Origin of the sequence: Thermoleptolyngbya sp. M55_K2018_002, from assembly GCF_015295965.1 — a bacterium.
In the GTDB taxonomy this organism is placed as follows: Bacteria; Cyanobacteriota; Cyanobacteriia; order Elainellales; family Elainellaceae; genus Thermoleptolyngbya; species Thermoleptolyngbya sichuanensis.
In genome coordinates this window covers 1-12254 of the sequence record NZ_DVEA01000006.1, presented here as the reverse complement: position 1 = coordinate 12254, position 12254 = coordinate 1, and the positions used below count along the sequence as shown (strand labels likewise).

General features: G+C 58.0%; 12 protein-coding genes. 5 read left to right on the top strand and 7 right to left on the bottom strand.

Annotation, left to right across the window (positions count from 1 at the left end):
- Positions 1–2296 (bottom strand): heavy metal translocating P-type ATPase (locus tag IGS51_RS00215; RefSeq protein ID WP_297074754.1); only part of this gene is annotated, 2296 nt, incomplete at its 3' end.
- Positions 2297–2356: 60 nt separating this feature from the next.
- Complete coding sequence (locus IGS51_RS00210) at positions 2357–2707, bottom strand: hypothetical protein (protein ID WP_297074753.1); 351 nt, start codon at positions 2705–2707, stop codon at positions 2357–2359.
- A gap of 238 nt (positions 2708–2945) precedes the next feature.
- On the opposite strand from IGS51_RS00210, the gene IGS51_RS00205 reads away from it, so the two are divergent.
- Positions 2946–3956, top strand: a complete 1011-nt coding sequence (locus IGS51_RS00205) for a hypothetical protein (RefSeq protein ID WP_297074752.1) — start codon at positions 2946–2948, stop codon at positions 3954–3956.
- 57 nt (positions 3957–4013) lie between these two features.
- Here IGS51_RS00205 and IGS51_RS00200 read toward each other — a convergent pair whose 3' ends face one another.
- A complete protein-coding gene (locus IGS51_RS00200) occupies positions 4014–5390 on the bottom strand; it encodes a DUF2252 domain-containing protein (protein WP_297074750.1) in 1377 nt (458 codons plus the stop codon).
- A gap of 202 nt (positions 5391–5592) precedes the next feature.
- Here IGS51_RS00200 and IGS51_RS00195 point away from each other — a divergent pair, with 202 nt between their 5' ends.
- Entirely contained in the window at positions 5593–6294 is a 702-nt protein-coding gene (locus IGS51_RS00195; protein ID WP_297074749.1) for an MgtC/SapB family protein, read from the top strand.
- Positions 6295–6408: 114 nt separating this feature from the next.
- On the opposite strand, the gene IGS51_RS00190 is transcribed toward IGS51_RS00195, so the two are convergent.
- A complete protein-coding gene (locus tag IGS51_RS00190; RefSeq protein WP_297074748.1) occupies positions 6409–7002 on the bottom strand; it encodes a DedA family protein in 594 nt (197 codons plus the stop codon).
- Positions 7003–7059: 57 nt separating this feature from the next.
- Complete coding sequence (locus tag IGS51_RS00185) at positions 7060–7929, bottom strand: alpha/beta hydrolase (RefSeq protein ID WP_297074746.1); 870 nt, start codon at positions 7927–7929, stop codon at positions 7060–7062.
- Between the two features lie 275 nt (positions 7930–8204).
- On the opposite strand from IGS51_RS00185, the gene IGS51_RS00180 reads away from it, so the two are divergent.
- A complete protein-coding gene (locus tag IGS51_RS00180) occupies positions 8205–8717 on the top strand; it encodes a hypothetical protein (RefSeq protein WP_297074745.1) in 513 nt (170 codons plus the stop codon).
- 86 nt (positions 8718–8803) lie between these two features.
- Here IGS51_RS00180 and IGS51_RS00175 read toward each other — a convergent pair whose 3' ends face one another.
- A complete protein-coding gene (locus IGS51_RS00175; protein ID WP_297074743.1) occupies positions 8804–9193 on the bottom strand; it encodes a hypothetical protein in 390 nt (129 codons plus the stop codon).
- Positions 9194–9599: 406 nt separating this feature from the next.
- Between IGS51_RS00175 and IGS51_RS00170 the strand changes: the two genes are divergently transcribed.
- The gene (locus IGS51_RS00170) at positions 9600–10040 is read left to right on the top strand and encodes a PPC domain-containing DNA-binding protein (RefSeq protein WP_297074741.1); all 441 of its coding nucleotides are present in this window, start codon (positions 9600–9602) and stop codon (positions 10038–10040) included.
- Between the two features lie 8 nt (positions 10041–10048).
- Here IGS51_RS00170 and IGS51_RS00165 read toward each other — a convergent pair whose 3' ends face one another.
- Positions 10049–11014 (bottom strand): aldo/keto reductase, encoded by a 966-nt coding sequence (locus tag IGS51_RS00165; protein ID WP_297074740.1) that lies wholly within the window; start codon positions 11012–11014, stop codon positions 10049–10051.
- Between the two features lie 261 nt (positions 11015–11275).
- Here IGS51_RS00165 and ftsE point away from each other — a divergent pair, with 261 nt between their 5' ends.
- Positions 11276–12052 (top strand): cell division ATP-binding protein FtsE, encoded by a 777-nt coding sequence (gene ftsE / locus IGS51_RS00160; protein WP_297074739.1) that lies wholly within the window; start codon positions 11276–11278, stop codon positions 12050–12052.
- Positions 12053–12254 lie beyond the last annotated feature (202 nt).

Here is a 12254-nt window from a genome sequence, read left to right as displayed (position 1 = left end):
GGAGCCAGTCGGGCAGCCCCGTCGGCCCCAGCAGCGGGCGCAGACCGTTCAGTTCCGCTAGAATTGCAGAGCCATTGTTAATCAAAATCGCCAGGATCGGATTGATCGCCAGAAACACCCCCGCCAGCACTGCCCCCACGTTGGGCAAGATCACCAGGGCAATGTTCTGGTTAACAATGTCCATCGCGTTGCGGGCAATAGCAATGGCAGTTTCTAGCTGAGTCAGGTTGTCCTCCATCAGCACCACGTCCGCCGTTTCCCGGGCGATGCCGCTGGCCCCCGCAAAGGAAATCGAGATATCGGCGTAGGCCAGGGCAGCAGAGTCGTTGATGCCGTCGCCGCAGAAGGCCACGGTTTTGCCGCTGTTGTGGAGCGCCTTGACCACCTCCACCTTGCGCTCCGGAAACGACTCGGCGTAGACCCGCTCCGGGGGAATGCCCAAGCTATGGGACACCGCCCGCACCACCCGCGCCTCGTCGCCGCTCAGCACGTACACCTCAATGCCCTGGGCCTGGAGCGCCTGCACCACCGCTAGACTCTCCGCCCGAATCGGGTCGCTGTAGAGGATAACCCCGGCCAAGGCATCCCCCAGCGCCACGTACACCAGCGAGTGAGGGCCTGCCTCCAAATCGGGGTAGCGGTGGTGCAACTCGTCCAGCCGAATGCCCCGTTGGGCCATGAGTCGGTGGCTGCCCACCCAGACCTGCCGCCCGTCGATCTGGGCCTCCACCCCCAGGCCCACATGGTATTCCCACGCCCGGCAGGGCATCAAGGGAACTCCTTCGTCCTTGGCGTGGCGAATGATTGCCTCAGCCACCGGGTGGGTCAATCCCTGCTCGGCACTGGCGGCCAGGCTCAACACCTCGCGGCGGGAGAGTTCTGGCAGCAGCACGTGGATGTCGGTAACCCCGGCTCGGCCCTCGGTCAGGGTGCCGGTCTTGTCAAAGACGATGGCATCCACCTCGGCCAACTGCTCGATGGTGCGCCCGGTGCGGATCAGCACCCCGTTGCGGGCCGCATAGGTCAGCGCCGAGAGGATGGTGGTGGGCACCGAGATCCGAATGCCCGTCCCCACGTCCAGGGTCAAAATCGAAATGGCGCGGCTGACATCCCCGGTCGTCGTCCCCACCACCGCCGAGGCCAGCAGGGTCGGGGCCACCAGTTGATTGGCTACCTTGGTGGCGAAGTTGGACACCCGCGTATCGTACACTGGGGCTTCCTGCATCAGGCTGGCGATCACCCCTGCCCGCGTGTCTGCGCCAATGCGCTCCGCCTGGATGCACAAGTGCCCGTCCACCAGAATGGTGGAAGCAAAGACATCCTCCCCAACGCCGCGAGTAATGGGGATCGACTCGCCCGTGAGCTTGCACTGATCCACCAGGCCAGAGCCGCGCAGCACAGAGCCATCCACCGGAATCTGGTCGCCGGGGTAGACCACCACGCGATCGCCCACCACCACTTGGTCAATCGGAATCTTCACCTCCCGGCCATCCCGCTCGACGATGGCCTCGGTGCCCAGACAGCTCAGCAAGTCCAGAGAGGCCCGCTCGCTGCCCCGGGCGGTGATGTCGCGAATGGCCTCGCCCCCCTCCACCATGCCCAGCATCAGGGCCGGGGCAAAGAAGTTGCCCTCCAGAGTGTGCAGAGTAATCGCCAAGGCATCCAGCAGGTCGATGGCCAGCTCGCCATTTTTGAACAGGGCGGTCATGGCGCGATCATAGACCGGGCGCGTGCCCGCCAAAATAATACCGCCCACCACCAACCCAGGCAGGGGCAACCCCATCATGGCTCCAAACCCCAGCAGCAACCCCGTCACCGGCAGACCCAGCCGAGCTACTAGATCCACCCCCTGCGGTTCCGATGTCGAAGCTTTGCCGGTTGCCTGGACGACATCTTCTAGTAGATCAATCTGATGCGCCTGCTGAATGGCCCTGAAGAGGTGGCGCTCGGTTTCTTCCGTCGAGTCCGTTCCTTTGACGTACTCTACAATCAACGACTGGGCTAAAGGTTGACAGCGAACTGACTCCACGCCCTCAAGGCGCTCGACCAGGCAACATAGCACCTGACCATAGTCTTCATCCACCTTCAACAGCGGAATGCGTAGCCTAATCCGATGAGCCGTGCGGTGAACCACCTCATAGTGAACCAAAGACCTCAAGGGCCCCATCTGCAATTTCGAGGCTACCTCCCGGCTAGGTTCAGCATCTGCTTCACCACTTTCCTCAGAACCAGAAACGAACATTGCAGAACCGTCTGCCTCATTGGGCGATCGCCCCAAGGTACTACCAGAAACCATTGCTAAACTTTTCAGTGAGAACTTTGCGAATCCAAGAGCGACAAAGCCGACCCAAGCTAGCTATTCCGCCTCGACATTGATTGAACGGGGCGTAAAGGTTTCGGATTCTTTCTGGGCAACCTTCATGTCTCTGGCTTCGCGGGCTTCTGCCAGCAGATCGTTAAAGGACTCCTGGGCTTCTGCAATCCCTGACTGCACGTTGTCCACTAGGTCGATCCCCCAAACCAAGGCATCCTTGGTGGCTTGACGGGCTGAGGTCTTCACAGATTCGCCAAACTTGCTGAGCCGTTCATCCTCTTTCAAAGCATCGCCCAATACATCCACGAGTGGAGCCAGCAAAATCGCCCCTGCGCCAATCGCAACAGCCGTCACGGGTTCAAGACCGAGGAGCAACGATTCAAGTTCAAACATGGCAACAAAAGAAGGTAAATTTCGATAGAAGGTAAATTTCGATTACAAAGACTCTCGCGAACTGTCCGTAAATCATCCGAAAACCGATTTTTTTGAGCGATTACGGCAATTCATACACAGATTACACAATTCTCTTTTTGTTGCAAGTCTTGCACTTGACATTCTTAGCTACATTCTCAGCTACACAAGGTGCATCACTTCCGAAATAATTTGCCCAATGACTAGGAGCCATTGACCCTTGAGTAAGCCATTTGTGCCCTTGATTCGCATTCTGCGAGATCCGGATTTGCGGGCGACCGTGGTGCGGAGCCTGCCGCTGTTCTACCGGGAAGGCGCAAACCCCGACCTCGATCGCCCTCCGAATGTGCGGGCAGGCTCCAGCCTAAGTTGGTTTGGCGATCGCCTAGCGCTGGTGCAAGATGATGCCAACTTTCTAGTGCTGATTGACCCCCAGAGCTTTGCCGTCGAAGCCATTCCGCTGCCGCCTGGAGAAGGAGGTCTGCGCCAGTTTGACGATCAGCGCGGCAATAAACGGTTCAAGCTGGATCTGGAAGCCTGCACCACGGTTCCCACACCGGATGGAGAAATCTTCCTGGCGTTTGGCTCAGGCTCAACAGCCCGACGAGAACAGATCTTGATGGTGCCTGGGTCAGATCCCAATCGGTTTACGCTGCAACCTGCGGCGGCGCTTTATGCTCATCTGCGAGCCTGCACCGCGTTTTCTGGGAGCGAGCTAAATTTGGAAGGTGCAGTTTTTCAGGCAGATCACATTCGGCTATTCAACCGGGGCAACGGCGCACCCCGAAATACGCTGCAAGATACGCTGCTGCCCGTCAACGCGACAGGTGATTTGGACTGGGATGCGCTCGCATCTTATCTGGAGACTCCGGAGCATTGCTCGTCGCCTGCGTTGCAAAATATCTGCCAGTATGATTTGGGTCAGCTAGACGGGCTGGCGCTGACGTTTACGGATGCCACCGTTACGCCGAGGGGTATCTTATTTTCGGCCGCCGCCGAAGACTCGCCCGATGCTACTCGCGATGGCGTGGTCAGCGGTTCGGCAGTTGGGATTTTGGGCGATCGCCCCCGCTGGATTGAACTCCGCACGCCCGATGGAGCTTTGTTTTTAGGTAAGGTAGAAGGACTTTGCCCAATTCCAGACACCCATCGGCTATGGGTTGTTGTGGATGCTGATGATCCGACGTGGCCCTGTGAACTGTGCGAGGTTGAACTGGAGGGCGACTGGTAAACAGGCGGGCTTTGCTGACTTGAATGACCTGTATTTCTTGTTTTAGCCGTTGCACACCTAACCTGGTATTGCCTCAATGTGGCCCGACTGCACGGCTTCTACCAGCTTTTGGTAGTCCTGCTCTACTTGGTAGGCATAGGCCACGGCAAAATCCGTCACTGCCTGATCAAAGGCATTGCTTTCGCCCAGGTAGCCGCTAATCATGACCGGATCTCCGGTGCGGGCATGGGCCCGGGCCAGGGCAGCGCCACAGATTTCGGCATAGTCTTCCAGGCTGCGGGCCGACATTCCCTTGAGCTTGATGGCGGTTTTCATATCTTTCAGTTGTCGGAAGTAAAAGTCATGTCCTTCGACATTCGTCGTCCAGCCGAGGAAGAGATCGCTGGCCGCCTGCATCAGCCGCTGCCCGCTGACGATGCGCTGTCCTTCATGGGGATAGGGACTCTTGCCTGCGTAGGGTTCTAGCACCGAGGGACGGGCTTCTTTGTATTGCAGCAGCAGCGGATCGTCATGGTCGTCTAGCAGCAGCGCCACGCCGCAATGCGTCCCCACGCTGCCCACGCCCACCACTTTCAGAGCCACATCGACCAGGCGATAGCGATCGAGTAGGAACTGGCGATCGACCTGAAGCGTATCCCGGTATTGCTCAAACAAAAGGCTGATTTGCTCAAAATATTCGGCTTGATTGGGCAGGTGATAGATCAATGGTGGATTGTCAATGAAGCGGCGCTGTCCATCCACGACTTCGGTCAACTGCACAACCGCCCGATCCAGGGTGCGGTTAAAAGCCCGGGTGGTCATTTTTTCCCAATGTCTGCGGGTAGCCTCGTCGGGCGCGTGTTTGATCAGCGCCTTGGCATCTAGACGGGCGTACCATACGTCCAGGGTTCGCATCTGGCTAAAGTGGGCGATCGCCAGTCGATAGGCTTGAACGGCTGCCAGCGCTGCTTCCGAACTGTCCCGATCCGACAACTGCAAGTCTCGACCAGCCAAAATAAAGCTGGTGGTCAGCCGTTTGACGTCCCATTCCCAGGGGGCAATCAGGGTTTCATCAAAGTCATTCACGTCAAAGATGAGATTGCGTTCGGGGGTGGCAAATCCGCCAAAGTTCAGCAAGTGGCAGTCGCCACAGGCCTGCACCGGAATGCCCGTGGTCGGCGTGGTGGCTAGGTCTGCTGCCATGATGATGGCGCTGCCGCGCATGAAGGTAAACGGAGACTGCATCATCCGCCAGTGGCGAATGGGAATTAAATTCGGGATGCGCTGCTGGTTAGATTTTGCCAGTAAGTCCAGCGGGTTGGGGCGATCGCCCTGTGGATGCCAGTCTCGATGGGCGGAGCGGGGTACGGTCTGGCGCAGAGCCTTTCCAGCAGCTTGGCGATCGCCGCGTGGACTGGGCGTGCGGTCGCGATGCAGAGACACGGGATCATCCATGACGCAAACGCAAAAGAATGGGGCACTGCCTTTATGCTAATTAAAGTTCTGTAACACGGATAGTCTGCTCCCAAACAGGTGCAGATTCGCGCAGCGAGGGGCGATCGCCGTTCAGCCTATGAGCGCGGTTGAGAAACTGAGCAGTCCACGCCTGAGCAGTCCACGCCTGAGCAGTTCACTGACGAGATGAGGAGCATAGAGCATGACCTGGACAGAGTTTGTCGTTCGGCTAGTCATTGCGTTTCTACTCGGTTCGGCGCTGGGGCTAGAGCGCCAGTGGCGGCAACGCATGGCTGGGCTGCGAACCAATACCCTTGTGGCCACCGGAGCGGCGCTGTTTGTAATGCTGTCTGTGCTAACGCCGGGAGATTCCAGCCCCACTCGCGTTGCGGCTCAGGTCGTGTCTGGAATTGGCTTTTTGGGGGGCGGCGTGATTTTGCGGGAGGGCCTGACGGTGCGCGGGCTGAACACGGCGGCGACGCTGTGGTGTGCGGCGGCAATCGGTTCGCTGTCGGGTGCAGGACTCCTGCCTCATGCAGCGATGGGCGCGGCCGCTGTGCTGGTTGCCAACTTGCTGCTGCGTCCTCTGGGATATCGCATCAATCAGCAGCCCCTCAAAGGGACAGAACTGGAACTGTGCTATCGCTGTGAGGTGGTCTGCCGCGCTCAGGACGAAGCCCATGTGCGGGCGCTGCTGCTCCAGGCAGTCGCCAGTGGAAAATTGCGGCTGCGATCGCTCTACAGCGAAGATTTGGAGGATAAGCCCGATCGCGTCAATATCGAAGCCGAACTGGTCACACAAGAACGCGACGATGCGTTTATGGAACAAGTCGTCAGCCGCCTGAGCTTGGAGCCGGGGGTAATTGCCACTCGCTGGCGCATTATTGAACAGGAGTTTGGTTGATTGGGTTGATTGGTTTGGTTGGGTTGATTGGTTTGGTCGATTGGGGCAAGAGACCGCCCACCAAAATCCCAAATCCCAATTCCAAAATCCAAATTCCCAGATCCACACTCTGGTCTATCGTTTCCGTCGCCAAAGCCAAACCCCCAGGGCGATCGCCAGTCCTACCAGAACCAGCTTGGACACCGGGCCGAGATATTGTTCGACCTGCTCGTAATTATCGCCCAGCAGAAACCCGACATAGGTCAGCAGCAGCGTCCAGATCAGCGTCCCCGCAGTGGAATAGAGCAGGAAGGGGAGAAAGCTCATGCGGCCCAGACCCGCAGGCAGGGAAATCAGCGTCCGCACGCCCGGAACCAGCCGCCCAAAAAACACCGCCCGCTTTCCATATCGGTTAAACCAGGCGATCGCTTGCTGGATATCTTGCCCGGAAATCGCCAGCCACTTGCCGTAGCGATCGGCCAGCCGCATCAGCCGCCGTTCGCTGACGAGTTGACCAATCTCGTACCACAGCACAGCGCCCAGCACCGTCCCCACCACCCCTGCCGCCACTGCGGGCGCAAACTGCATCTTGCCCTGCGCCACGGTAAATCCTGCCAGCGGCATGATTAGCTCCGATGGAATCGGCGGAAACACATTTTCCAGAAACATCAGCAGCCCAATGCCCCAATAGCCCAGGGCTTCCATCGTCTGCGTAACCCACTCTGCCATTCCCTGCTCCGAATTCCTGTGCTGATTGCGTAAGACTTGACCCGGATGACGGCAGGACTAAAGCGGAACCCGCACAGGCAGATACCGATCTAGAAACTCGCGGATTGCCTGGCCGTAGCCGTCGCCATCCACATCGCCAATGGCGTGGCCGCCCGTGGGCGAGATCCACAGCATTTTGGGCGATCGCGTCGCGGCATAGAGGGCTTCGCTCATGTCGGCGGGCACTTGGGCATCCTGTGCGCCGTGGGCATAGAGGACGGGCACTTGCAGATGGGGCACTTTGCCGATCGAGTCAAACCGCTGGGTCAAGATCAGGTCAATGGGCAAAAAGCCGAAGGGCGTGGTGCGATAGGCCATGTCGCGGATCGAGGTGAAGGAGCTTTCCACAATCAGCCCGGCCGCACAGGGCTGGCGCACGCCCAGATCAATGGCGATCGCCCCACCCAGAGAATGCCCATAGATCAGGATTTCCTCTGGCGCAATGCCGCGATCCTCCGTCAGGTAGCGCCAGGCCGCGTCGGCATCTTGATAGACCGCCGCCTCGCTGGGAAACGCCCCCTCGCTCTGGCCATAGCCGCGATAGTCGAACAGGAACACCGACAGCCCCAACCGCTGCCAGCGCACGGCATAGTCTGCATTTGCGCCAATGTTTAGCCCGTTGCCGTGGAGGTAGAGCATCACGCCCCGCTGCGGCTGGCCCGGCGGCACGGGAATCCACCAGCCGTGAATCCGCTCCGTGCGATCGCCCTGCTGCACCGACAGCCACACGTCTTCATAGGCGGCCCCAAAGTCGGCAGGCGTTTGGGTAATCGTCGGCGATGGGAAGAAAATCATCTGCTGCTGGCGACTGGCCACCAACAGGGCGATCGCCCCATAGACAGCCGCCGCAGCGGCCACCAGACCCGAAAGACTAAACAGAAAGCGCATCTAATGATTCACACGCAAGAGGTCACTCTCCCTAAGATACAGGGCAAAAACGGGAATCAGGGAGATTCGGTTTGCGGTGGGGCTGGTTTCAACGGGCTTAAATTCTTACGGCCAAATTCTTACGGCCAAATTCTTACGGCTTTCTAAAGGTTGTTTGGCAGGCGTTATGGTAGAAAATTTTAATCTGTAGACGAATATATCCAGGCGACGTGCAAGCCGCGCCTGGGTTCGTCTGCATTTCCAGCTAAACCCCTTTCCCCCACCAGGAGTTCCCCATGACATCCGACGATTTTCAGAGCAATCCGCAGTCCCGCATTTCCTCATCCTCTGCGGGGCTAGCGGGCGCGTCGCTTTCGTCTATCAGTCGCAAGTCTGCGCTGCCGCTCGTCAGGCGAGCCGTCCGCAGCAGTTCAGACGACACCTTTGCCACGGCCCGCAGCCTGGGCACCTATACGGGCGGACGGCTAAACCTCAGACGGCGCGACAGCTTGAGCGGTCAAGATCGGATCGACATCTTCTCGCTGACCGTGCCCAACGGCGTGACGCTGCCCGCTGCGGCCTTCCGATTCAGCATCCAAAAGGGCAGAGTGCGCTATACCCTCTTGGGCAGCGTCCCCAGCTTTGGTATTCCGCCCCAAGCGAGATTTACCCAGGTGTTGAAGGGGCAGGGGCAGATTAACACCGACGGCGTTTCCAATACCTTTGGTGCGCCTGTGGTGGTCTATTTTCAATTTGAGCGACTGGGCAAAAAGCCGACGAAGTATAACTTCCGCGTGACTTCCAGCTAAATGAGTTTAGATTTTGGATTGGGGATTTTGGCTTGAGTGCCAGTTCCTAAATCCATCCAAAATCGACAATCTAAATCTAAAACCGCTCAACTGAGGCTGCCGCTGCGGCAACGGTTGGCGGTGTTTTCCATGCCGCCGCGAACCTGATCAACCGATACTCGACCCCGCACGTAGGACACGCTGAGGCTGTTTTGGCTGGCGTTGTGGCTATAGCTCATTTCCCCGACTTGCCCTACGCCAGCGGCAAAGATCAGCAGCCGCCCGCTGCTGCCGCCGTCATAGATGACATGGCCAGCGGCGCTGCGGTTGTTGCGGCGCATACAGGCGAACACTTCGCTGGAAATATTGCTGAGGCTGGTGGTTTGGGCATAGAGTGGAGCGATCGCCCCCATGCCCAGCCAGCAAAGCAGGGCAGCGCCGAGGCCGAGGGAGCGCCTGGGATGGTTCAATTTGCAAGGCTTTAAGGAGATTGGCATGGTCAGGGATGGGGGTGGGGGTGAGAGCAAAAATAGATCTGCTGGGTGGATAGCGCAGGTGTCTCGGTGATTTGACACCGTTGAAAAATCAAGAGAAGGCTTCCCAAATCCTTCCCAAATAATAGCCCCTAGAAAATATTAGCCGCCAGTCCGTTAGCCCGTTAAGACGGCTAGCCCATTAAGACGGTCTGGCGCAGGCTCAATTTGTCAGGCTCAATTTGTCAGGCTCAATTTGTCAGGCTCAGGTTTTGTGAATATGGTTTTGTGAATATTGCTTGGATAGCCGCGAGTGCAATTTGAGAAAATGGGTATTGTTTGGATGGTCGCGTTGGATGGTCGCGAGCGCAATTTGAGAAAAGCATGAGGTAAAATAAGCTGCAAAGTAAGCTATGGGGCTAAAACGCTGATGAATATGACTCCGGTGCCGATGATGGCGATCGCCCTCCGTCTATTGCCCCAGCAAGACCTGAAGACAGAACTGGACGCACTGGCGATCGCCCAAAACCTCGAAGCCGCCTGCATCTTCACCTGCGTCGGCAGCCTGACTCGTGCCGTTCTGCGGCTGGCCGGCCAGAGCGAACCCACAACCTACGACGGACGGTTTGAGATTGTGTCGCTGGTGGGGCTGCTGTCGCGGCACGGGTCGCACTATCACATGGCGATCGCCGACGACACTGGGCGCACCCTCGGTGGGCATGTGCTGTCAGGCTGCCAGATTTACACTACCGCTGAAATCGTCCTCGGCATCCTGCCCCATGCCCGCTTTGGCCGCGAACTCGACCCCGCCACGGGCTACCGAGAGCTGGCCATTGAACCACTGGAACCGCTGGATCCGCCGACTGGTTGAGCGACCCGCTAGCCAAAATTCCACATCACCGGATTCGCATCGGGCAGGTGATCCGTCACGCCGCGACCGATTGCATCAATGGCGGCCAGATCGTCGGGGCTAAGCTGCACCGCTGTCGCCCTAGCATTGTCTACAGCCTGTTCTGCACTGCGAACGCCGACGATGGCGTGGGTTTGGGGCTGGGCGATTAGCCATGCCAGAGCCAGGTTGCCCAGGCTGGTGTGATAGCGTTCGGCAATCGGGCGCAACTGGTCTAGGGCTTGCTGAGCGCGGGCGTAGTTTTCGCCGTGAAATAGCTTATTTTTTGACCGCACATCTTCGGGTGGAAAAGTCTTATCTGCCCCGAACTTACCCGTCAGCAGGCCTTGGGCTAGGGGCGAGTAAGCTAGGATAGAGATGTGATGCTCGACGCAATAGGGCATGGCATCTGCTTCCACATGCCGCCAGAACAGATTATAGGGCGGCTGCAAACTGTCGATTCGGGCATATTGCGCCGCTTCTTCGATCTGAGCGCGGGAAAAGTTGGATACGCCAATTGCTCGGATTTTGCCCTGCTGTTTTAGGTCGTTGAGCGCCGACAGGGTTTCCGCAATCGGCACAATTTCGGTGTTGAACGCACCTGCGGGCCAGTGGATCTGATAGAGATCGATGTAGTCAGTTTTCAGATTTTTCAGCGATCCTTCGCAGGCTGCAATCACCTGGTCATATTTCAAATGATTGGCAAAGACTTTGGTCATGTACACAGCGCGATCGCGCACGTCTGACAGCGCCTCTGCGACCACGCGCTCCGAGTGTCCCTGGCCGTAGACTTCTGCGGTATCCACCGTGGTAATGCCCGCCTCAAAGGCTGCCCGCAGCGCCCTGATCGTCTCGGCATCCTCAATGCCCACCCACATGCTTTTGCCAGCCTGCCAAGTGCCCGTGATGATGGGCGTAATGTGAATGCCAGAAGTGCCCAGTTCGCGTGTTTGCATGGTTTTGGAGAAAGATTGTTTCGCCGGTGGTGGATGCGCTTCTTACTATAGCGAGTGATCTGGGACATCGGCGCGAGAGGGCGATCGCGCTGCCAGACTGTTTTCGCGTTGGCGTTCTGGCTGAATCTCCCCGCCCTTTGTAGGATTTAATGGGCCCTTTTGAGATGCATCTGATACTATTTGGCAAGGCTGAAGCTATCGAGAACCTACGCTTAGCCATCGCTTCGCTTCTCTTGCATCCCTCCAGAACCGCTTGCTCCTATGACCACCGTTAGCGATCGCCCCTTGATTCACACGCTCCGCGACCCATCTCTGCGCGACCTCTCCTCTGTCCAGTCCCGCCTCCACACGATTCCCACTGCCAACCCGCGCGATTCTATTGTGCGATTGCAGCAGGTCACTAAGGTTTATGCCAATGGCAGCCGCGCTCTAGAAAATGTGAATCTCCAGGTTAGGCGTGGCGACTTTTTGTTTGTGACGGGGCCGTCGGGGTCGGGAAAATCGACCCTGCTGAAGCTGCTCTATGGGGCAGAACGACCGACTCAGGGGCAGGTGCAGGTGCATGATACGAACTTGTCGGATTTGCGGGGCGATCGCCTGTCCATGCTGCGTCGCCGCATTGGCGTAGTGTTTCAGGACTATAAGCTGATTCCCCGCCGCACCGTTGCCGAAAACGTTGCCTTTGTGCTGCAAGCTCAGGGCTATGCCCGCCGAGAAATCCAACGCCGTCTATTGCCTACGCTGAAAATGGTGGGTCTGCACGACAAAGCAGAACGATTCCCGGATGAACTTTCTGGCGGTGAGCAGCAGCGCGTCAGCATTGCCCGCGCCATCGTCAGCACGCCGCCGATTTTGTTGGCAGACGAGCCAACTGGGAACCTCGATGCTGATAATTCGTGGCAAGTCATTAAGATTCTGAAAAAGCTGAACGCAGTGGGCATTACGGTCATCATCACCACCCACGATGATCGCCTGGTGCGAATGTCCAATCATTCGGTGGTGCAACTCCGCAACGGCCGCCTCTTCCACGTGAACTAGGCTAACGGTGAATTGCAGCGGCGGTAGACAACCTTGGACTCCAACCGATAAATGATTGGTGGCTGGTGTGTACTGGAGTTGTTAACACTGAGCGATCGCCCTTCATCTCCTTGCACCCGTACCTTTCGGCGATCGCCCCTTATCTCCCAACACCAACACCTTTGGGCGATCGCCCCCCGGATACCTTTTGGGACGTTGCACA

Coding starts and splice junctions, on each gene's coding strand:
- IGS51_RS00170 (WP_297074741.1), top strand. CDS start 9,600: ATGAATATGACTCCGGTGCCGATGATGGCGATCGCCCTCCGTCTATTG.
- IGS51_RS00185 (WP_297074746.1), bottom strand. CDS start 7,929: ATGCGCTTTCTGTTTAGTCTTTCGGGTCTGGTGGCCGCTGCGGCGGCT.
- IGS51_RS00190 (WP_297074748.1), bottom strand. CDS start 7,002: ATGGCAGAGTGGGTTACGCAGACGATGGAAGCCCTGGGCTATTGGGGC.
- IGS51_RS00175 (WP_297074743.1), bottom strand. CDS start 9,193: ATGCCAATCTCCTTAAAGCCTTGCAAATTGAACCATCCCAGGCGCTCC.
- IGS51_RS00165 (WP_297074740.1), bottom strand. CDS start 11,014: ATGCAAACACGCGAACTGGGCACTTCTGGCATTCACATTACGCCCATC.
- ftsE (WP_297074739.1), top strand. CDS start 11,276: ATGACCACCGTTAGCGATCGCCCCTTGATTCACACGCTCCGCGACCCA.
- IGS51_RS00180 (WP_297074745.1), top strand. CDS start 8,205: ATGACATCCGACGATTTTCAGAGCAATCCGCAGTCCCGCATTTCCTCA.
- IGS51_RS00195 (WP_297074749.1), top strand. CDS start 5,593: ATGACCTGGACAGAGTTTGTCGTTCGGCTAGTCATTGCGTTTCTACTC.
- IGS51_RS00210 (WP_297074753.1), bottom strand. CDS start 2,707: ATGTTTGAACTTGAATCGTTGCTCCTCGGTCTTGAACCCGTGACGGCT.
- IGS51_RS00200 (WP_297074750.1), bottom strand. CDS start 5,390: ATGGATGATCCCGTGTCTCTGCATCGCGACCGCACGCCCAGTCCACGC.